The sequence below is a fragment of the Beduinella massiliensis genome (assembly GCF_900199405.1).
Taxonomy (GTDB): Bacteria; Bacillota; Clostridia; order Christensenellales; family Aristaeellaceae; genus Beduinella; species Beduinella massiliensis.
Window position 1 is genome coordinate 2,809,547 of record NZ_LT963430.1, and the last position, 20,710, is coordinate 2,830,256.

The 20,710-nt window shown below is 60.9% G+C and carries 22 protein-coding genes, 1 tRNA gene and 1 other annotated feature; of the genes, 2 read left to right on the forward strand and 21 right to left on the reverse strand.

Annotated elements, in window-relative coordinates:
• Positions 1-76: 76 nt before the first annotated feature.
• Positions 77-2,170, reverse strand: a complete 2,094-nt coding sequence (locus tag C1725_RS13640) for a glutamine synthetase III domain-containing protein (RefSeq protein ID WP_102412127.1) — start codon at positions 2,168-2,170, stop codon at positions 77-79.
• A gap of 260 nt (positions 2,171-2,430) precedes the next feature.
• Between C1725_RS13640 and C1725_RS13645 the strand changes: the two genes are divergently transcribed.
• Positions 2,431-2,907, forward strand: a complete 477-nt coding sequence (locus C1725_RS13645; protein WP_102412128.1) for a hypothetical protein — start codon at positions 2,431-2,433, stop codon at positions 2,905-2,907.
• Positions 2,908-3,240: 333 nt separating this feature from the next.
• On the opposite strand, the gene C1725_RS13650 is transcribed toward C1725_RS13645, so the two are convergent.
• The 8 genes from C1725_RS13650 to C1725_RS13685 form a co-directional block, all read right to left on the reverse strand.
• Positions 3,241-3,912 carry an MBL fold metallo-hydrolase gene (locus C1725_RS13650; RefSeq protein WP_102412129.1) on the reverse strand — a complete coding sequence of 224 codons (672 nt, stop codon included), beginning with the start codon at positions 3,910-3,912 and terminating at the stop codon, positions 3,241-3,243.
• Between the two features lie 12 nt (positions 3,913-3,924).
• The gene (locus C1725_RS13655; protein ID WP_102412130.1) at positions 3,925-4,515 is read right to left on the reverse strand and encodes a hypothetical protein; all 591 of its coding nucleotides are present in this window, start codon (positions 4,513-4,515) and stop codon (positions 3,925-3,927) included.
• Positions 4,512-4,940: a DUF1934 family protein gene (locus C1725_RS13660; protein WP_102412131.1), complete on the reverse strand. Its 429-nt coding sequence runs from the start codon at positions 4,938-4,940 to the stop codon at positions 4,512-4,514. The genes C1725_RS13655 and C1725_RS13660 overlap by 4 nt, the downstream gene beginning before the upstream one ends.
• A gap of 118 nt (positions 4,941-5,058) precedes the next feature.
• Positions 5,059-6,381 carry a germination protein YpeB gene (gene ypeB / locus C1725_RS13665; RefSeq protein WP_102412132.1) on the reverse strand — a complete coding sequence of 441 codons (1,323 nt, stop codon included), beginning with the start codon at positions 6,379-6,381 and terminating at the stop codon, positions 5,059-5,061.
• A gap of 31 nt (positions 6,382-6,412) precedes the next feature.
• Complete coding sequence (sleB, locus tag C1725_RS13670; RefSeq protein ID WP_346026675.1) at positions 6,413-7,099, reverse strand: spore cortex-lytic enzyme; 687 nt, start codon at positions 7,097-7,099, stop codon at positions 6,413-6,415.
• On the reverse strand, positions 7,096-7,683 hold the full coding sequence (locus C1725_RS13675) for a stage II sporulation protein R (RefSeq protein WP_346026676.1): 588 nt from the start codon (positions 7,681-7,683) through the stop codon (positions 7,096-7,098). Before C1725_RS13675 ends, sleB begins: the two co-directional genes overlap by 4 nt.
• Positions 7,684-7,751: 68 nt before the next feature.
• Entirely contained in the window at positions 7,752-8,636 is an 885-nt protein-coding gene (locus C1725_RS13680) for a 4-(cytidine 5'-diphospho)-2-C-methyl-D-erythritol kinase (RefSeq protein ID WP_346026677.1), read from the reverse strand.
• A 68-nt stretch (positions 8,637-8,704) separates the two neighbouring features.
• A complete protein-coding gene (locus tag C1725_RS13685) occupies positions 8,705-10,237 on the reverse strand; it encodes a DUF3794 domain-containing protein (RefSeq protein ID WP_346026678.1) in 1,533 nt (510 codons plus the stop codon).
• A gap of 382 nt (positions 10,238-10,619) precedes the next feature.
• On the opposite strand from C1725_RS13685, the gene cysS reads away from it, so the two are divergent.
• Positions 10,620-12,041 carry a cysteine--tRNA ligase gene (gene cysS, locus C1725_RS13690; protein WP_102412136.1) on the forward strand — a complete coding sequence of 474 codons (1,422 nt, stop codon included), beginning with the start codon at positions 10,620-10,622 and terminating at the stop codon, positions 12,039-12,041.
• Between the two features lie 68 nt (positions 12,042-12,109).
• Here cysS and spo0A read toward each other — a convergent pair whose 3' ends face one another.
• The 12 genes from spo0A to sigH all read right to left on the reverse strand — a co-directional run bounded on the left by spo0A (position 12,110) and on the right by sigH (position 20,684).
• The gene (gene spo0A, locus C1725_RS13695) at positions 12,110-12,892 is read right to left on the reverse strand and encodes a sporulation transcription factor Spo0A (RefSeq protein ID WP_102412137.1); all 783 of its coding nucleotides are present in this window, start codon (positions 12,890-12,892) and stop codon (positions 12,110-12,112) included.
• Positions 12,893-13,173: 281 nt separating this feature from the next.
• Complete coding sequence (gene glpK / locus C1725_RS13700; protein ID WP_102412138.1) at positions 13,174-14,667, reverse strand: glycerol kinase GlpK; 1,494 nt, start codon at positions 14,665-14,667, stop codon at positions 13,174-13,176.
• Positions 14,668-14,805: 138 nt separating this feature from the next.
• Positions 14,806-15,183 (reverse strand): 50S ribosomal protein L7/L12, encoded by a 378-nt coding sequence (gene rplL / locus C1725_RS13705; RefSeq protein ID WP_102412139.1) that lies wholly within the window; start codon positions 15,181-15,183, stop codon positions 14,806-14,808.
• Between the two features lie 66 nt (positions 15,184-15,249).
• A complete protein-coding gene (gene rplJ / locus C1725_RS13710; protein ID WP_102412140.1) occupies positions 15,250-15,753 on the reverse strand; it encodes a 50S ribosomal protein L10 in 504 nt (167 codons plus the stop codon).
• A gap of 45 nt (positions 15,754-15,798) precedes the next feature.
• Positions 15,799-15,938, reverse strand: a sequence feature (ribosomal protein L10 leader region).
• Positions 15,939-15,995: 57 nt separating this feature from the next.
• On the reverse strand, positions 15,996-16,685 hold the full coding sequence (gene rplA / locus C1725_RS13715) for a 50S ribosomal protein L1 (protein WP_102412141.1): 690 nt from the start codon (positions 16,683-16,685) through the stop codon (positions 15,996-15,998).
• 80 nt (positions 16,686-16,765) lie between these two features.
• Positions 16,766-17,194, reverse strand: coding sequence for a 50S ribosomal protein L11 (gene rplK / locus C1725_RS13720; RefSeq protein WP_102412142.1), 429 nt, complete (start codon positions 17,192-17,194; stop codon positions 16,766-16,768).
• Between the two features lie 152 nt (positions 17,195-17,346).
• On the reverse strand, positions 17,347-17,868 hold the full coding sequence (gene nusG, locus C1725_RS13725; protein WP_102412143.1) for a transcription termination/antitermination protein NusG: 522 nt from the start codon (positions 17,866-17,868) through the stop codon (positions 17,347-17,349).
• Positions 17,869-17,957: 89 nt separating this feature from the next.
• Positions 17,958-18,227, reverse strand: coding sequence for a preprotein translocase subunit SecE (secE, locus tag C1725_RS13730; protein WP_102412144.1), 270 nt, complete (start codon positions 18,225-18,227; stop codon positions 17,958-17,960).
• Between the two features lie 36 nt (positions 18,228-18,263).
• Complete coding sequence (gene rpmG, locus C1725_RS13735; RefSeq protein WP_102412145.1) at positions 18,264-18,428, reverse strand: 50S ribosomal protein L33; 165 nt, start codon at positions 18,426-18,428, stop codon at positions 18,264-18,266.
• Positions 18,429-18,632: 204 nt separating this feature from the next.
• Positions 18,633-19,847, reverse strand: a complete 1,215-nt coding sequence (tuf, locus tag C1725_RS13740) for an elongation factor Tu (protein WP_102412146.1) — start codon at positions 19,845-19,847, stop codon at positions 18,633-18,635.
• Between the two features lie 69 nt (positions 19,848-19,916).
• Positions 19,917-19,990 (reverse strand) — tRNA-Gly (locus C1725_RS13745).
• 70 nt (positions 19,991-20,060) lie between these two features.
• Positions 20,061-20,684: an RNA polymerase sporulation sigma factor SigH gene (sigH, locus tag C1725_RS13750; RefSeq protein ID WP_428829588.1), complete on the reverse strand. Its 624-nt coding sequence runs from the start codon at positions 20,682-20,684 to the stop codon at positions 20,061-20,063.
• Positions 20,685-20,710 lie beyond the last annotated feature (26 nt).

Consider the following 20,710-nt stretch of genomic DNA (forward strand, 5'->3'; position numbering starts at 1 on the left):
CCCGATTTCTCTTTGTCGTAGGGCATTATACCAAAAAACGCGCGCCGTTTCAATGAAAGCGGCGCGCGCATTCGTCTTATACGTGAAAGAGCATTTCGCCATAGGTCGGAACAGGCCACAGATCGCGTGGCAGCACCGTCTCCAAAGCGTCCGAGGCCGCGCGGATTTCCGCCATCGTAGGCAGCACCGCGTCCCGCCATTCGCGGGCGTTTTCGCAGGAAACCGTGCTGTGAAGCCGCCGGAGCGCTTCTTCCAATTCGGCCAGGTGCCGCGCGAGCGCCTCCACCTGCCCGCTCACGAAGGCAAGCTGCCCGGTCTGCACCGGCGTCTTCAGCCCGGCCGCCTCGATATGCCGTTTCTGCTGGGCGAGCTCGTCTTGCCAGCGCATCGCCGCGGGCAACACCAGCTCGTGCATCATCTTGACCATCGTGCGCGCTTCGATGCGCAGCGTCTTGATGTACGCGTCCTCTCGCACGACGGCGCGGGAAATCACCTCGGTGCGCGTGAGCACGCCATGACGCTCAAAGAGCGCGATGCTCTTTTCCGTCGTCAGCGTCTCGATTGCCTCCACCGTCGTCGGGTACTCCACCAGGCCGCGGCGCTTCGCCTCCTCGCGCCATGCCTCCGAATAGCTGTTGCCGTTGAAGATCACGCGCCGGTGCGTCGTGAACAGGTCCCGCAGCACGGCAACCGGCTCGTCCCCCGCTTCCAGGCGGTCCGCCACCTGGGCGAGCTGATCCGCGACGACGGTCGCCATCACGGTGTTCAGGGTGGAGGCGGATTCCGACGATCCGAGCATGCGGAACTCAAATTTGTTGCCTGTAAACGCGAAGGGCGATGTGCGGTTGCGGTCGGTATCGTCCGCAAAGAGCTTGGGGATCGTCGTGACGCCCGTGCTGATCTCGCCGTGCCCCTTGAATACGCGCTCGGAAAGACCGCAGGCGTGCTCGACCATCTGCAAAAGCGCTTCGCCGATGAACACGGAGAGCATGGGCGTCGGGGCCTCGTGGCCGCCCAGCCGGTGGTCGTTGCTCGCGCTCGCCGCAGCCATGCGCAAAAGGCCCGCGTGCTCGTCCACCGCAGCGATGACCGCCATGAAGAAGAGCAGGAAGACGATGTTTTCCTCCGGATGCTTGCCCGGGTTCAGCAGGTTTCTGCCATCCTCCGTGGAAAGCGACCAGTTATTGTGCTTGCCGCTGCCGCTGACGCCCTCAAAGGGCTTTTCGTGCAGCAGGGCCGCCATGCCCCGGCGTGCCGCCACCTTGCGCAGCAGCATCATCGTCAGCTGATTCTGGTCGCAGGCCGCGACCGCGTCGTCGAAGAGCACCGCCACCTCGTGCTGAGAGGGGGCGACCTCGTTGTGCTGCGTCTTTGCGGCGACGCCCATCTTCCACAGCTCCTCGTTGAGTTCCGCCATGAACTCGGAAACGCGCTGGCGGATCGCCGCGTAGTATTGATCCTCCATCTCCTGTCCCTTGGGCGGACGTGCGCCAAAGAGCGTCCTGCCGGTATAGATCAGGTCGCGGCGGCGGCGGTAGAGCTCGCGGTCGATGAGGAAGTACTCCTGCTCGAGGCCGACGTTGGCCTTGACCCGGCGGGTGTGCGTATCGCCCAGGCAGCGCAGCACGCGGACCGCCTGGCGGGAAAGCGCCTCCTGCGCGCGCAGAAGGGGCGTGCGCGTGTCGAGGGCCTCGCCCGCATAGGAGCAGAACGCCGTCGGGATGCAAAGGGAGATGACCCCGTCCGGATCCTCGCGAATGAAGGCGGGCGACGTGCAGTCCCACGCGGTGTAACCGCGCGCCTCGAACGTCGCGCGCAGGCCGCCTGATGGAAAGGAGGAAGCGTCCGCCTCGCCGCGGATGAGCGCCTTGCCGGTGAATTCGAGCAGCACGCCGCCCGCGTGCGGAGTCAGAAAAGCGTCCTGCTTTTCGGCGGTCTGCCCGTTCATCGGCTGAAACCAGTGGGTGTAATGCGTCGCTCCGCGCTCGACAGCCCACTCTTTCATGGCCGCGGCGATTACCTCCGCAATCGCGGGGTCGAGCTCAGCGCCCTCGTCGACCGTGCGGTGCAGCGTCTTGTAGACGTTCTGCGGCAGGCGCGTCTGCATCACCTTATCGGAAAATACGTTCTGACCGAACATGTCCGCGAGCATTTCCTGGCTTTTCTTCATCTTTCCGAACTCCTTCGTGCGATTTTTCGTCAAAATCCGCCACTTAAAAACCACTTTCGGCTGGAAAATCTGCCATTTTGTGTTCCCCTTTACCACTTTGCGCTTTTGTGCTAAAATGAAGACGATATCCTGACAGGAGGAACAGTTTCCGCCTTCCAGACGCCGCCTCTGCGCGCGTCCAGGTCATTGAGAACTGCACGAACGCCTGATTCGTAGGTTCGCCCTCCGGCGGACGCCGGAGAAAAAAGGAGGTTTAGGTCATGTACCGTTATCCCACATCGACCAGCTCGCTCAAAATGCGCAAGCGAATGTCCATCCTGCTGGTGCTGACGCTGGTTCTTGCCATCGCCTGCATCAGTCTGGGCATCGCCTATAGCCGGGCGGCAAGCGCAAACATGAATACGTCCAAGATTCTGGTGGCCAAGGCGCAAAACGAGGTCTCCAACGCAAAGACGCGTGCCTACCAGCTTACGCAGGCCAGCAGCTCAAGCGTTGCGGCGATGGTCGCCCAGGTGCGCCAGCACGTCTACGCTCTGCACCAGATCAACGAACTCACGACCGGCATCTACGGCGGGCGTCAGGTGTTCATCGACGAAGCGCTGCTCTCCGCGTGCGACGAATTCCTAAACGAATGCGACGCCCGGATACAGGGCGGCTCCTCGCTGTCGGTCACTTTCGTCAATCTGCGCGACGCCATTGACGCCCTGTACGAAAGCATCTCCAGCGCCGCCGCATGACGCACAATTTAAAAAATAACCAAAGTAATGTCCGTTCATTTTGCCCATCGGGCGGCGTTTTAAGTCGATTCTTCCTGCTATGCAGCAGAAAATCCGAACGCCGCGTTCTTTAGGATAGTACCATGTTTTAAAGCATCATGCAAGGTTCGCACAAAAAAAATCCGCTCTGACATGAAAGCCGGGCGGATTTTTTCATGCAAAGCGCCACACGTACCGCCAGCAGCTGGGGCTGGAGCCCTTCTCCATTTGCAGACGAACAAACGAACGGCAAAACAGGCATGACTTCCATCACGCCTGCTTTTTATTTCTATTTTTACGCTCCTGCAAGGGCGCTTACGCAGAGGCGTAGCGGTTCGCGCGCACCTCGTCGCCGTATTGCATCAGCACAATCGGGTCCAGGCGCGAGAGGTTCAGCGGGTTGATGAACAGCGACTCCACGCGCTTTATGTCCTTCACCCCGGCGCATTCGAGGAAGTTCTCCACGGGCTCAAGGCCGTACTGCACGCAGGGCAGTTTATAGTGCATCGGCAGAATCACCCGGGGATGAATCCGTTCGCACAGCGTCCAGGCTTCCCTGGGGCCGATCGTGTACACGCCGCCGACGGGCACCATCAGCACGTCTACCGCGCCGATCTGCTTGATCTGCGCTTCCTCCAGCATGCAGCCCAGGTCGCCCATGTGCAGCACGTGCAGCCCGTCGATCTGAAACGAAAACATGATGTTCTTGCCGCGCGCATTGCCCTGCACGTCGTCGTGCCAGGTTGAATAGCCCGTGATGCGCACGCCGCAGACGTCGTGCTCGCCCGTCTGATCCACGATGATCGGGTTCCCCTCGATGCCAAAGCGGTTGTTGTGGTCGTGGTGCTCATGACTGATGCACACGACGTCCGCCTCCGTTTTCTGCAAGGGGTAACCGACAGATTCGTCGTAGGGATCCGTTACGAGCCGCAGTCCGTTGTCCGCAGTCAGCAAAAAGCTAGAATGTCCAAGCCATCGAATGTTCATACTTCATCCTCCTTATGAATCGGTCGGAGGTTTTATTTCTCCTGATCCATCTATCCCAAACAGGCCGGTCGCGTTTGCGCCCGAGGGCACGCCGATGCCGTCCCCGGCCAGATCGTTTGACAAGTACAACCCGCACAGGTACAGCGCCCTGCGATGAGCCCGTCTCTGCGCCGCCGCCGCCTGCTGCAAAAACCCTTCCAGCGTGCCCGCGCCCGCGAGGAATCGGAGCATTCCGTCCACCAGCGGACGGCCCTGTACCTCGACCGGCCCGCCCGGCTGCCTGAAAAGCAGCAGCTGCCGGCAAAGCGATTGCCGCCGCCAGGCCGCCTGATTCCAAAGCCCTGCGTTGGGCGCCGCATCCTCGGGAACCGCGTAGGCCGCATCCGGCAAGCCGAAATGCAGCATCCCCTTCCGTCCGCCGACAGGACGAAACCCCGCCGCTTCGAGCGCTCTATTCAGCGCCTCAGGGGTTTCGGTTCGGCGCGGCGCATCGGTGAGGAAAAGCGGCCCCTCCCGCGTCACGCGCACGAAGCATCCGCGTCCGCCGAGCGCCGGTATCAGCGCTTCACGCGCCTCGTTTCTATAGTCGGCAAGGCGCTTCATGGCTTGACCCGGTACGTGACCTGTACCGTATTGCGCGAGAGCAGCTCCGCCTGAACGTACACGTCGTACCGCAGGCCCACCTTCGCACCGGCACCCGTCTCGCTGAAGGACGCTTCCTGTGTCCTGACGGTAAGATCCATCGCGCCATAGGGCGTCTGATAGACGCTCCGGCTTGTTTCACCCGGAACGAGCGTCAGCTCCATCGCACAGATTCCCCGCCGCAAAAGGCGCGCGCCCCTCTCCTCGATTCTGATCTCCACGTCCGTCTCCGCGCCCTCTTCGTCCCGCTCGACGTATCGCAGCGCGGGGCCCTGAGGCAGCCTGCGCAATTCACCGCTGAACGTCCGCCGCAGGGTCTGCCGCTCCTTCTGCGCGTCTTCCTGCACGCTGACGACTTGGATCAACACCGCAACAGCCTCGGACATCCTTATTCCTCCATCGTCAAATCGTGTACCTCATTATAACCATTCAGCCGCCTATTTGCAAGCATCCGTGTCGACCAGCGCGCCATAAAGCCCATTTTTCAAGAGGGTTTCACAGCTTTTACGCCGTCAATTTTGCATTTTCTGCGTCAATCTGCTTTAAAATCTCCAATTCTTCGCCCGTTTTTGCATCTATGTAGACCAGGTAATAGCCGCCGCCGAACATGCCGGAGAATTCATAGCACAGCTTTTCGCCGCCCTCTGTCGGAATGACGCACAGGCGCTTTCGCTTGATTTCCAGGCGCGCGCTTACGCGTTCCTGCGCCTCTTCCTGGCTGAGCGCGGGGTCGTTTAGAACACGCGCCGTATGGTTCATCAGGTAGTTATTGCTCTCGATCCCCACGACCGCCCCGGTATCCGCGCGCACCTGCACCTTGATGAGGTCCGGGTAAAGCAGCACGCCGTCCTGCACGGCCGCGAAGTTGATGACCGCCAGACCATCGTAAAGCTGCCAGTAGTTCGGTTCCATGTGTCCATATCCCCGCGCAGAGAGGAACTCGTACGCCTTGAGCGCGCAGTCCGCCACCGTCATCTGCTGGGCATATTGCGCGCTTTCCGGCATCATCCACAGCACGTGCCCTCCGCGCCGGGTCACCTGCACGTCCAGCGTACCGTCCGCCTGCGTTTCAACCGCCAGTCCGTATGCAGGGATGACGCCCCCACTGTCCACAGCGGCACGAACGCTCAGCACGCGTTCCGGCCCCACGAACGCCTTAGCGCGCTCCATGGCCTCTTCCAGGGAGATTTCCTCCCCGGTCAGCCCCTTGGGCTGCGCGTCGTGCCGCCCGTCCGAAAAAGGCCCGTCATAAATCAGGCTCGGGTACTCGATGCCGCTGGCGCTTCCCGTGATCTGCTCCAGCTGCGGCGCGTCATCCCCCTCGTCAGCCCACATCTCCGCCGATTCCAGGACGATGTCCTCTCGTGAAAGCACATCGCCCAGGTTCGTCAGCTGCTCGTTCAGGCCGTCGCAGGTCTTGAGCAGCGCCTCCCACTGCGTCAGGTCGTCACTGGAGAGCATGCTTCCCCCCGCCACGCGGCCCGACAGCGTGAGCGCGTAGTCGCCTACCTGACCCACGAGCTTCGTCGTGTTCGAAACGGCCGTGTGGCGAAGCGGCAGCTGCGCAAGACTGGCCTGAGCGGATTCCGCCTGGCGCGCGATCTCCCCGAGCAGAGACACCGTCTGCTGCGGTCCGGAGGCCACAAGCAGCTTCTCGATGCGAATTTCCATATCCGAAAGCGCCCCCGCGACCTCCAGCAGCGCGCGCTGACGCACCGCTGCGGCCTGCAGGGTGAGCGTCCTGCGCGCCTGCCACTGCCAGGCGCCGAATCCCACTGAAACGACGAGCGCAACCGCAAGCGCCGCTATGATCCCCTTCTGTTTCACGCTTTAGCCTCCTCCATCATCCCGGCCGCGCTCATATAGCAAAGTTATGCTGGCCGATGCTCAGCTGCACCTCGCGCGTCCAAATCCATTTGCTCGTGGAGGTCGCAGGGTTGTAATAATAGATGCAGCCGCCGGACGGATCCCATCCGTTCATCGCGTCGCGCGCGGCGCGCAGCGATTCGCTGTCCGGGGTCAGGTTGATCTGGCCGTCCGCAACCGCGTCAAACGCGCCCGCCTGATAGATGACGCCTGAAATGGTGTTGGGAAAGGAGGGATGGCGCACCCGGTTGAGCACCACCGCGCCGACGGCCACCTTGCCGACGTACGGTTCCCCGCGCGCCTCGCCGTGGATGACGCGAGCCAACAGGTAGATCTCATTTTCGCTGTAGCCTGCGGAAACCGTCACGCTCTGTCCGCCCCCCGCGGAAAGCGAAATCCCCATCGCGTTCGCCGTCGATTGTCCGACTGCACCGTCCGCCTTCAGGCCGTTTTTCTTCTGGAAACGGACGACTGCCTGATACGTGTCCTCGCCGTATACACCGTCCACCGCGCCGTCGTAATAGCCCCACTGCTTCAGCCTGCGCTGAATGCGCATCACCTCGTCGCCGCGTGAGCCCCAGGCGACGACCGTCGCCGCCTCCGCGATCTGTGCGCAGACGACCATGCAGGTCACCAACAGCAGGAGTCCCATGCGCATGCGCTTCATTTGCCTGCTCATATCGATTCATCCTCCCCGCAAAAGATCCGCTTCAGAATGGACGTCCAGTGCACGGGTTCGTCGGGCGCCCCCTCGCCGAGCGGCTGCGCCGTGTCCGCCGCCGCGTCGCTGCCATCCTCGATCAGACATAGCGACGGATAGAGCACGCACCACCAGTTGCGCCCGCCGCCTCCGCCCAGCACGATGCGCAGCGCCGGATATGTGCCTGCGGGCACCGTCTCCCCGCCGTACACGCGCGTAGGAAAATCGCACAGTCCAAAGCTTGCTTCGACGCTCCCGTCAAAGCCCTCCGCGCGCGCCGTTTCCCGTGCGGTCTGTTCGATGGCCGCCAGATTCTCCTCGATCGCCCTGCTCGCCGCTTCGTAGGTCTCCTTTGAAAGCGCCGTGCCGAACGACGCGAGCACCGCGTCGCGCACCTTCAGCTTGACAGCCTGATCCGCCGGTTCGTCGCTCCTCGCGATGACGTGAATGCGAATCAGCTCGTTGTTTGAAAGCGCCAGCCCGAGCGCGGAATCCTTCGGCGCATGCAGCGGCGTAAGGCATAGCGCTGCCGCCAGACTGAGCGCACACAAAAGACGACCCATGATGCCACCCCCTCGTGATGGCAACAGGGTCGTCCAAACGAACATTTTTTATGCGGCTATGCCCCGATTCAGGGGCGTATCTCCTGAATTTCCATGCCGGCGTCCGCGCTGGCCGTCATATAGCACGCGCGATAGGTAAAGCGCAGCTTCTGCCAGGCGGCGCGCGCCGTGCGCGCGTTGAGGAAGACGCCGAAGACCGCCGATCCGCTGCCCGTCATCTGCGCCGCGACTGCTCCCTGCGCCCGCAGCGCCTCAATCGCCAGCCCGATCTCCGGGCGCAGCGCCTGCGCGACGGGCTGAAGCGTGTTGCCCAGCGACTGACACAACATACGCAGGTCACCTGAGGCCAATGCCTGCTGCGCCCGATCCGTCTGCGGCCGCCGCATCTGCGCGCCGTCCTGCTCGTGCAGCCTGCCAAACACATCGCGCGTCGAAAGACCCCGGCACGGCTGGATGACGACCAGCCAGATCTGGCGCGCGCAGGGCAGCGGGGTGAGCTTCTCCCCCACCCCCCGCGCGCGCTGCAGACCGCCCCGCACGCAGAAGGGGACGTCCGCGCCCACGCCAAGGCCGATGCATTCCAGCTCCGCCTCCGTCAAACCGCAGCGCCACAGACGGTTGAGTCCCACCAGCACGGCGGCCGCGTCCGCGCTGCCGCCGCCCATGCCCGCCGCGACCGGGATGCGCTTTCCCAGCCAGAGCCTCGCCCCCCGGCGCGTGCCGGTCGCGGCGAGAAGCTGCTGCGCGGCCTTCAGCACGAGGTTTCCCTTGTCGGACGGCACGCGTCCGCCTCTGCCCACCTCGAGCGTCAGCTCCGGCGCTTCCTCGATCGTGAGCGTATCCGCCAGCGTCACGGACTGCATCAGCATATCCAGTTCATGGTAACCATCTTCGCGTTTTCCCCGGACGTCCAACGTCCAGTTGATCTTCGCGCGGGCCTGTATGCGCAGCATCATCGCGTCCTCCGAGCCTTTTTTTCTATTGTACTTCCTTTTGCGCGTTCCGGCAAGAGGGAGCCTCCTCAAGCCTCCATCGCGCCGCGCTTTAAGATGACGATCGGCTCGCCTGGACGCACGTCCTGCAGCTTGGGGTTGAAAGCCGTCAGCGTCTCCTCCCCGATGCGGTAGCGCTTGGCCACGTCCCAGGACGTCTCGCAGTCCTTAGGGTAGTACAGGATGATACCGCCCGACTCCTCTGGCACCTGCATGGTCTCGATGTCCGTGATGATGCCAAAGGGCTGCGCGCAGTATTCCATGCCCTCCAGGGCCAGTATGAAGCGAACCTCCGCCCGGTCGGACGTGATGGCCGACGCCACCGCTTCGACGCATTCCAAGGTGATTGCCGCGCTCGACGGCAGGTCGCAGACGAACTGCATGGAAAACGGCACGTCCTGATGAACCGACACAGGCACGTCGGAATCCATCGGCAGGTAGCAGAGCGTCACCCCCAGCATACCATCCACCCGCAGGCGTCCGTTCACGTTTTCGCGCGTGCCCACCGCCGGCTGCACGAAGGCCGCCAGCATCGTGCCGATCGGCTGTGCGTCGTCCGGCATGGCGATCATCAGCTTGCCGCTCTCCCGCGCGGCGCAGGTCAGGTCGTCGGTGTGTATCTCCACCGTCCGGCGCTGCGGCACCACCTGCTCCCCCTCCGTCGTGTAGGCGTCGTCGAGCAGCGTGCATTCCGACCGTTCGGTCGCCCGGACGCTGACGAGCAGTTCCACCTCCGCGCGCAGGATGCGCGCGTCCTCCCCCGCCTCCATGGAATCGACCATGACGTCCACAATTTGTACGCGCGCGTCGATCTCGTCGTCGTCGCCCGTTTGCAGTGTGACGGCCTGCTCAAAGGGCGTGCTGTGGCGCGTCACCACGAGCGGATGCCCCGTCTTGCCTGCGTGGTAGACGGTCAGCTCGACCGTACCCGTCACCGTCACACGGCCGTCCCCGCCGACCACGTCCTCAACGCGTGCGTTGGCCGTCGCGTAGAGCGTGTCCTCGATGCCCAGGGCTGCGGGCAGGTCGAACTCCTCTCGGATCAGTCCCTTTTCACTTCCCGTCGCCGTCGTGCGGCACAGATGCAGCTGCTGGCGCTTCGTCTTGAGCACGGAGGAACCTGTGATATCGGTGATCGCATCGACGGGAGCGGCGGTCGTCACGACCGCCGAGAACGTCAGCGCCGCCGTCAGCGCGAGCCTGCCGCCGTTTGCCTTCGCGCCCGCGTCCTCCACGCCGACGCTCCAGTCGAGCTGCATGCGCGGCGTGACGCCCGGGGATTCGATGATCTGGTGAAAGTCGCATCCCGTCTCAATCACCTGTACGCGCGTCAGATCCCCCTGCGTGTAAAGGACGTGAAACACGACCTGACCCGAAAGGGTGAGCTTGTCGTTTTGAACCTCCGCCGTGCCCGGAACCGCCTGCGCCTGCACGCTAAGCACGGTCACCGGATCCCGCATGCTTCCCGGGAGCGCGACCTCCCCGTCGATCATTGCCTGCTGCTGCAGGTTCGCCACCAGCCGTTCCGCTTCAACGCTTTCGCGCTCAATCTGCCAATCCATCCGCATGTCCCTCCCCTGATGCTGTTGCACGCTCCACCCTATGCGCGCTCGGACAGGGTTATGCCAAAATGAGCGGCGCGCGCTTCGCCTCTCTTGACAGCGGCTTTTTTGCGTGGTAGGATGAAAGAAACACGTTGAACGGGAGCGGTCAGGCATATCGCGGTCGTATAGAGAGGGCGCGCCATAGGCTGGAAGCGCGCTTCGGCCAGACCTGATCGGTTGCGCCCGGGAGTGCGAGGGGTAACGCCCTCCGGCTGCCGCCGATATCCGGCACGCGGCGCGCGCCGCAAGAGCATAAAGCAAGAGTGGAACCGCGAAGCCATCGCCTCTTGTGCCTTCGGGCATGAGGGGAATTTTTATTTTCAGGAAAGGGCGATTCGACATGAAACTTTACAATTCTGCGACCCATCTCAGGGAAGACTTTATCCCTCACGAAAGCGGCAGGGTGAGCATGTACACCTGCGGCCCGACGGTCTATCACTACGCGCACATCGGCAACCTGCGCAGCTACATCATGGAGGACGTGCTCGAAAAATACCTGCGCTACGCAGGCTACGACGTGAAGCGCGTAATGAACATCACGGACGTCGGCCACCTTTCATCGGACGCAGACACCGGCGAGGACAAGATGCTCAAAGGGGCGCGCCGTGAAAAGAAGAGCGTCATGGAGATCGCGCGCTTTTACACGGACGCCTTCTTCGACGACTGCAAAAAGCTCAACATCAAGACGCCGGACGTGGTGCAGCCCGCCACCGGCTGCATCGACGAGTACATCCAAATCATCTCGCGCCTGCTGGAGAAGGGCTATGCCTACCTTGCAGGCGGCAACGTCTACTTCGACACGTCGAAGCTCGAAAAGTATTACATCTTCAACGAACACGACGAGGAGGACCTGGAGGTCGGCGTACGCGACAGCGTCGAGGAGGACGACAACAAGCGAAGCAAGGCGGACTTCGTGCTGTGGTTCACGAAGAGCAAATTTCAGGATCAGGAGCTCAAGTGGGATTCTCCGTGGGGCGTAGGCTATCCGGGCTGGCACATCGAGTGCTCCGGCATTTCGCTGAAATACCTGGGCGAGCGCCTCGACCTGCACTGCGGCGGCATCGACAACGCATTCCCCCATCACACCAACGAGATCGCACAGTCGGAGGCGTATCTGGGGCATCCCTGGTGCAAGTACTGGTTCCACGTGCACCATCTGAACACCTCCACCGGCAAGATGTCCAAGTCCAAGGGGGAATTCCTGACCGTATCGCTTCTGGAAGAAAAGGGCTACGATCCGCTCGTCTACCGGCTGTTCTGCCTGCAATCCCATTACCGCAAGGGGCTCGTCTTCACGTGGGAGAACCTGGACAACGCTGCCGCCGCTTACCAAAAGCTTCTTGCGCGCATCGCTTCGCTCTCCCCTTCGGCGGGCGAAGCGATCGACACGGAAGGCGCCGCACCGCTGCGTCAGGCTTTCCAGAGCGCGCTCGACAACGACCTGAACACGTCGCTCGCGGTCACCGTACTCTACGACGTACTCAAGGCCGACATCGGCGACGCGACGAAGCGCGCCCTGCTGGACGAATTTGACCAGGTGCTCTCCCTGAACCTGCTTTCGGGGGCGGAGGCGCTCTCTAAAAAGCAGCAGGAGGAAGCCGCGCCGCAGGCCGACCCGGAAATTGAGGCGCTGATCGCGGCGCGCGCGCAGGCCAAGAAAGAGCGGAACTTCGCGCTGGCCGACCAGATTCGAGACGATCTGAAGGCGCGCGGCATCGAGCTCGTCGACACGAAGGAAGGGACTCGGTGGAAGCGCCTGTAAAGGCGCCTATGAAAATAGCCCGGCAAATGCCGGGCCGTTTTTATATTCAGACCTTCTTAAAATTCGCTTCAGGCGCTGCGCTCCACGCGCATCTTGTCCGCGACCAGCGCGATGAACTCGCCGTTCGTGGGCTTGTCGTCCGGAGAACACACGTTAGCGCCGAAGACCTGATTGAGCACCTCGACGCGGCCGCGGCTCCAGGCCACTTCGATCGCATGTCGAATTGCGCGCTCCACCTTGCTGGCCGTCGTGGAGAATTTACGCGCGATGCCGGGATAAAGCTCCTTGGTGATGCGGTTGATGAGCTCCGGCTGGTCCATCACCATCTTCACCGCCTCACGCAGGAACTGATAGCCCTTGATGTGCGCCGGGATGCCGACCGTCAAAAACAGGCTTGCAATTTTTTCTTCTACCGAGCGCGCGGGGACCGCGGGCGGCGGCGGCGTCATCATCAGGGTCTCCTGGTTTGCTCCGCGCGTCGAGGCGACCTCCATCACGCGCTGATAGAGAACCGGGAAGTCAAAGGGCTTGATCATGTAATAGCGCACACCGAGCTGCACCGCCCGCGTAATAAAATCATCCCTGCCCAGCGCCGTCAGCACGATGACCTCCGGCTTGCGCGCGATATCCATGCGCAGAAGCTGTTCAAGCATCGTGTAACCATCCATCTGCGGCATAATGATGTCTGACAAAAGGACGTCCGGCTGCGTCTGACGGATCAGTTCGAGGGCCTCTACCCCATTGCTGGCCTGACCCACAACGCTTACCCCTTCGCGCTGGGCAAAGTAGTCCGCCACCACGCGCCTTAGCTCTACGTTGTCATCTACGATCAGAAGTTTTACCGTCTCCATTGTTCTCCTCCATCTTCCATTTCATTTATCTTTTTTCGACACGCCGCGTATACCGCGTGACGAAAATTGACACCTTTTGTCGAATTGGTTATTAATTCATCATCGTTTAAAGTATAGCACATTATTCCTGGTTTGTGAAGACATAAGAAGTGTATTTGTAGCATTTACTTCTAATATTCGTAAGTTTTTGCTTGAAAAAGAGAGGTTTTCCCACTAAAAAACCGTCGGGCAATCACGCCCGGCGGTTTCGGGGTAAAAAATCCGAATCAAATTGTGCTACTTTACTCCGTCTCAATCCAGCGCTTGCAGCGCTCGACCGCGCGGTGCCACTGGCGAAGAATTTCCACGCGTTTCTCGTCCTCCATCTGCGGAATAAGCCGTACGTCGGCATTCCAGATAGCTGACAGTGCGTCCATGTCCTTCCACACGCCCGTCGCGAGCCCCGCCAGCATCGCCGCGCCCAAGGCGGTGGTCTCGATGACAGCCGGACGCACCACCGGAATGTCCAGCACGTCCGACTGGAACTGCATCAGGAAGTTATTTGCGCTGGCGCCGCCGTCCACGCGCAGCCCTTTCGGCGTGAAGCCGCAATCCTTGACCATCGCGGCGACGAGATCCGCCGACTGGAGCGCGATGGATTCCAACGCCGCGCGAACGACGTGCGCCCGGCCCGTTCCCCGCGTCAGCCCGATCAGCATGCCACGGGAGTACATATCCCAGTAGGGCGCTCCAAGGCCCGTAAATGCCGGCACCAGGTATACGCCGCCGTTGTCGGGCACGGAGGTGGCGACAGCTTCGCTGTCCGAGGCGCGCTCGATCAGGTGCATCTCATCGCGCAGCCACTGCACTGCCGCGCCGCCAACGAAGACGCTGCCCTCCAGCGCGTAATGAACCTCGCCTCCGATGCGCCAGGCGACCGTCGTCACCAGGCCGCTCTTGCTCTCCACCGCCTGCGTGCCCGTATTCATCAGCAGAAAGCAGCCCGTCCCATACGTGTTTTTCATCATGCCCTGATCGAAGCAGGCCTGTCCGAAAAGCGCGGACTGCTGGTCGCCCGCCATCGCGGCGACGGGGATCGGCCTGCCCAAAATCTCCGGGTCGAGCATGCCGATGATGCCGGAGGTGTCTACAATTTCCGGAAGGACGGCACGCGGAATGTTCAGCGCCTCCAGCAGCTTGTCGTCCCACTCCATCCTGTGAATGTCGAGCAGCATCGTACGGCTGGCGTTGGAAACATCCGTAACGTGCGGACGACGCTCGATCAGGTTCCAGGCCAGCCAGCTATCCACCGTGCCGAAGCAGAGCTCACCGCGCTCCGCGCGCTCGTGCAGGTTCAGCTCATTCAAGAGCCACGCGAGCTTCGTCCCCGAAAAGTACGCGTCCGGAATGAGGCCCGTCGTCTCACGGATATAGGGTTCCAGCCCCTGCGCGCGCAGCCGCTCCACGATGGGCGCGGTGCGGCGGCACTGCCAGACGATCGCGTTGTACAGGGGACGGCCCGTCCGCCGGTCCCACAACAGGGTCGTTTCGCGCTGGTTGGTGATGCCAATCGCTGCGATCTCCTCAACCGGAACGCGCGAAATTTTGACCGCCTGACGCAGCGCCTCCACCTGCGTCTTGAGGATCATGTCCGGGTCATGCTCCACCCATCCGGGCTGAGGGTAGATCTGGGGAAATTCGATGCCGTGTACCGCGATGACGCGCGCCTTGCTGTCGAAAATGACCGCGCGCGAGCTCGTGGTACCCTGATCCAGGGCAATCACATATTTCTTCATGTCGCTCCCTCCAATTTGTCCTCATTATAACATAGTTTAAAGGCGATGACTAGAGAACAAACCTGCGGAAAAGGAGCTTCGACTGTACCCGCAGACATAAAAACAGCACCGTATACGCGGTGCTGTTTGCAGGCGAAATTACTTGATTTCGACCTTCGCGCCAGCCTCTTCCAACTTGGCCTTGATCTTTTCGGCGTCTTCCTTGGACACGCCTTCCTTGATCGTCTTCGGAGCAGCCTCGACGATGTCCTTGGCTTCCTTCAGACCCAGGCCCTCGACGACCTCGCGCACAGCCTTGATGATCTTGATCTTGGCGGACGCGTCAACTTCCTTGAGGACGACCTCGAACTCGGTCTTCTCCTCGGCAGCGGCAGCAGCGGGGGCGGCGCCACCGGCGACGACGGCAACAGGGGCGGCGGCGGAAACGCCGAACTTCTCTTCGATGGCCTTCACCAGATCGGCCAGTTCCATAACGGTCATGGATTCAATCGCGGTAAGAAATTCCTCGTGAGTCATAACACTATACCTCCATGGTTATTCTTGTCGTTTGGGATCGCTACGCGGCCTCAGGCCGCTTGCGGCTTACTCTTCGCCAGCCTTCTGCTTGCGGACGGCTTCCAGCACACAGGCCAGAGAGCGAACCGTTCCGGAAAGCACCTGACAGAGCATGGACAGGAGCGCCTCGCGGGAAGGCAGATCCGCCAGCTTCTTCACGCCCGCGGCATCGAGCACCTCGCCGTCGAGCAGGCCAGCCTTGACCTTGATGGCTTCCTTCTTGTCGGCTTCCATGAATTCCTTGAGAATCTTCGCGCCGGAAACCGGATCCTCCGTGGAGAAGACGAAGGCGCTCGGGCCTTCCAGCGTGCTGTCCAAACCGGTGATGTTCAGATCGGCCAGCGCCCGGCGTACCAGCGTGTTCTTCAGCACGCAGTAATCCACCTTTGCGGCACGGCACTTCGCACGCAGCTGGGTCGCTTCATCCACCGTGAGTCCCTTGTACTCGACGATCACGAGGCTCTTGGCGTTCTTGATCTTCTCGGTGATTTCCGCAACGGCCTGCTTTTTGAGCTCAAAATTCTTAGACACTATTTTATCCTCCTTCTTTTCAGGATCGCAGCCCCCTTCGAGGCGGCGGCCATGAAAAAAGCCCCTGCGCACAGGCGCAAGGGCAGAAGATTCTGCTGGACAAAGCCAAACCTTACACCTCGGCGGGCGGGAAAAATCCCATTACGCAAAGCACCCGCTGTCTACGGCACAGTACTCATTCAATTGACGGTTTATTATAGCATGCACGATAGACTTTGTCAAGCGCAGGCCCGGCCCCACAATCAGAACTTCAGGGTATTGAGCTTGACGCCCGGGCCCATCGTCGAAGACATGACGACGGAGCGCAGGTAAATGCCCTTCGCGGCGGCAGGCTTGGCGCGAACGATCGCGCCCATCAGGGCGCTCAGGTTCTCTTCCAGCTGCTGGGCGGTGAAGGACTTCTTGCCGATCGGGCAATGGATGATGGCCGTCTTGTCCAGACGGTACTCCACCTTACCGGCTTTGATGTCCGTGATCGCCTTGGTCACGTCCATGGTAACCGTGCCGCTCTTCGGGTTCGGCATGAGGCCCTTCGGACCGAGCACGCGGCCCAGACGGCCGACGACGCCCATCATGTCCGGGGTCGCGACGACGACGTCGAAATCGAACCAGTTCTCGCCCTGGATCTTCGCGACGAGATCTTCCGCTCCGACAAAGTCAGCACCGGCGGCCTCCGCTTCCTTCGCCTTGTCGCCCTTGGCGAAGACGAGGACGCGAACCTTTTTGCCCGTGCCATGCGGCAGAACGACGGCGCCGCGAACCTGCTGATCCGCGTGCCGCGGGTCGACGCCCAGACGCACAGACAGCTCGATCGTCTCGTCGAACTTGCACTTTGCGGTCTGCAGCACGAGCGCTACCGCTTCAGCCGGGTCATAGACCTTGGCGCTGTCCAGCAGCTTCGCGCTGTCAAGATATTTCTTGCCATGTTTCATGTTTCATGATCCTCCTTGTGGTCATAACGGCGTGATATCCTCCCACAATCGATGCCTTTTGTGAAAAGGCAGGGGCGAACTTACGCGTCGGCGACGGTGACGCCCATCGAACGGGCGGTACCCTTCACCATGCTCATCGCGGCCTCAATGTCGGCAGCGTTCAGATCAGGCAGCTTGGTCGTCGCGATCTCGCGAACCTGATCGAGCGTCAGCTGGGCCACCTTGTCCTTCTGGGGCTTGGCGGAGCCGCTCTCGATGCCACAGGCCTTCTTGATCAGAACCGGGACGGGCGGGGTCTTCGTGATGAACGTAAAGGAACGGTCGGAATACACCGTAATGACTACGGGGATTACCAGACCCGCCTGCTTCGCGGTGCGTTCGTTGAACTCCTTGCAAAAGCCGGGGATGTTCACGCCGTGCTGACCCAGGGCCGGGCCGATAGGCGGCGCGGGCGTAGCCTTCGCGGCCTGCACCTGAAGCTTGATCATAGCGGTTACTTTCTTTGCCATGGATTACACCTCCTCACTGGTATGTGGTCCTACGGAACAACAGTTCCTCCCACTCCCTGGGCAGCTTACGCCGCTTGCAGGGCTGTATTGCACGGCAAAGCCGCACAATCCAACGCCGCATGCAAAAGCATGCGACGGTGATGGCGAATAATTTAGACCCGTTCGACCTGGCAGACTTCCAGCTCTACGGGGGTTTCGCGACCGAACATTTCTACCTTGACGCGCACGGTCTGCGTGGCCGTGTTAACTTCCTCGACGGTTCCGACGAAGTCCTCAAGCGTACCGGACAAGATGCGCACCTGATCGCCCACGGCCAGATCGATCTTGACGGTTGAACCGCCCGACAGCATACGGGAAACCTCTTCCTCGGTCAACGGAATCGGTTTGGATCCCGGCCCAACAAAGCCCGTCACGCCGCGCGTGTTGCGCACGATATACCAGGTTTCATCCGTCATGACCATGTGCACGAGGACATAGCCCGGAAAGACCTTGCGGGGAACGACGCGCCGTTTGCCGTTCTTGATTTCGACGACCTCTTCCACCGGAACCTGAATGTCCAGCATCAGTTCGCCAAGGCCGTTGTTTTCGACGGTCTTGGCCAGGTCCGTCGCGACTTTGTTTTCGTATCCCGAATAGGTATGCACGACATACCATTGGGCTGCAGTATCAGACATAGTTCCTCCATCCGGCTCTGTTCCTGAGCCCGCCGCCTGCGCAGCGCAGGCAGGGGCGCACCCCTCTTCGCGGCGCAGCGGCGCTGCGCTTAAAGATTGATAAGCTGCTTGATCAGGAAGCTAGAACCCATGTCCAGCAGGCCGACAACGATCGCCATGGCCACCAGGAACACGACTACAACCACAGAGTAGTTGATCAGTTCCTTTTTAGAGGGCCAGGAAACCTTCTTCAGCTCCGCCACCATGTTCTTGAAGGAGTTGGCAATGCGCTTAGGCAGCGCCTTAATCCAGTTCTTGGCGCGGGTAAAGAAAGAAGGCTTGCCGGTTTGCTTCTTTTCAACGGGTTTCTTTTCAGACATCTTGTTCACATCCTCAGCCAATACTCGGTGCGGTGCTTAGCGGGTTTCCTTGTGGCTGGTATGCTTCTTGCAGAAGCGGCAGTACTTGCTCATCTCGATACGGTCGGGATCGTTTCTTTTGTTCTTCATCGTATTGTAATTGCGCTGTTTGCACTCCGTGCAAGCAAGCGTGATCTTCACACGCGCGCCAGTCGTCGCCATAGCAGACACCTCCTTGACCGAAATAGACAGAATTCTCCTGTCCTCTAAACATGCTTATATAATTTATCACAAAGTTACGCATCTGTCAACAAAATCTTCATCGGCAGCGCGCTTTATGCTTACAGCCAGAAAAGAACGGGGAGCGGCAACCCGCTCTCCGTTCTTTGCTAAACGCTTTTGAAAGCCTGGCCTCGCAAGAGGATTTTACTCGATGACCTTGGTGACGACGCCGGAGCCAACCGTACGGCCGCCCTCGCGGATAGCGAAACGCAGCTTCTCCTCGATCGCGATCGGGGTGATCAGCGTGCACTCCATCGTCACGTTGTCGCCAGGCATCACCATCTCCACGCCGTCCGGAAGCTTGATGTTGCCCGTAACGTCCGTCGTGCGGAAGTAGAACTGCGGACGGTAGCCGTTGAAGAACGGCGTATGACGGCCGCCCTCTTCCTTCGTCAGCACGTATACCTCGCCCATGTAGTGCGTGTGCGGATGAATCGTGCCCGGCTTCGCCAGTACCTGGCCGCGCTCGATCTCATTGCGCTGCACGCCGCGCAGCAGCACGCCGATGTTGTCGCCCGCTTCCGCCTGATCCAGCAGCTTGCGGAACATCTCGACGCCCGTGACAACCGTGGAACGCGGCTTGTCCATCAGGCCGACGATCTCGACGGTGTCCTGCACCTTGACCACGCCGCGCTCCACACGGCCGGTCGCAACCGTGCCGCGACCCGTGATGGAGAACACGTCCTCCACAGGCATCAGGAACGGCTCGTCCGTCGCGCGCTTCGGAGACGGGATGTACTCGTCCACAGCATCCATCAACGCGAAGATGCACTGGCACTCCGGCGCGTTCTTCGGGTCGGTGCCGCCGTTCTGCACGTACTCCAGCGCCTTGAGCGCGGAGCCCTTGATGATCGGGATGTCGTCGCCCGGGAACTGGTACGCGCTCAGCAGCTCGCGGATCTCCATTTCGACCAGCTCGAGCAGCTCCTCGTCGTCCATCATGTCCGTCTTGTTCATGAACACGACGATGTAGTGCACGCCCACCTGACGCGCCAGCAGGATGTGCTCGCGGGTCTGCGGCATCGGGCCGTCCGGAGAGGACACGACCAGGATCGCGCCGTCCATCTGCGCCGCGCCCGTGATCATGTTCTTGACGTAGTCGGCGTGCCCAGGGCAGTCGACGTGCGCGTAGTGGCGCTTCTCCGTCTCGTACTCCACGTGCGACGTGTTGATCGTAATTCCGCGCGCCTTTTCTTCCGGCGCCTTGTCGATTTCGTCGTAGCGCATCGCCTGCGCGTCGCCCATCGTCGACAGAACCATCGTGATCGCCGCCGTCAGCGTCGTCTTGCCGTGGTCAACGTGGCCGATGGTGCCAATGTTTACGTGCGGCTTGTTGCGCTCAAACTTTTGCTTCGCCATTGGATTGTCCTCCTTTATTCATATGCGGCTGACAGTTTCGGCCATGCCGAGCGTGTCGGTTGTACCGATTGGAGCGGGTGATGGGAATCGAACCCACGTAACCAGCTTGGGAAGCTGACACTCTACCATTGAGTTACACCCGCACGCCCCGCCTGCCATACGTCATGTATTTTAGCGAAACAGACGGGTTTTGTCAACATAGATTTTCCTTATTTAATTTTTTTCTTCGATCAGGCGTTCCAATTTGCGTTTGACGCGCTGCAGCGCATTGTCGATGGACTTGACGTGCCGGCCCAAATCGTCCGCGATTTCCTGATAGCTCTTGCCGTCCAGGTAGGAGGTGAGCACCTCCCACTCCAAATCCGATAGCGCCTCGCCGATCTTCCCCTCGATGGAAGAGAGATCTTCCTGACCGATGAGCAGTTCCTCGGGGTTGGTGGTATGTCCCTCCGTAATCACGTCCAGCAGCGTCCGGTCGGATTCCTCGTCGTAGATGGGTTTGTTGAGCGATACGTAGGAGTTGAGCGGGATGTGCTTCTGGCGCGTCGCGGTCTTGATCGCCGTAATGATCTGACGCGTGATGCACAATTCCGCAAACGCCCGGAAGGAAGAGAGCTTGTCCGGCTTGAAGTCGCGAAAAGCCTTGAACAGCCCGATCATGCCCTCCTGCACGATGTCCTCATGGTCCGCGCCTACGAGGAAGTAGCTCCGCGCCTTGGAGCGGACGAAATTTTTGTACTTGTTGAGCAAAAACTCACTGGCGAGCGCGTCTCCCTGCTGCGCGAGCACGGCGATTTCCTCGTCCGTCATGGTTTCAAGCTTTTCAAGAGATGACAACGTATCCTCCTCCCGCCCGAAAGCGA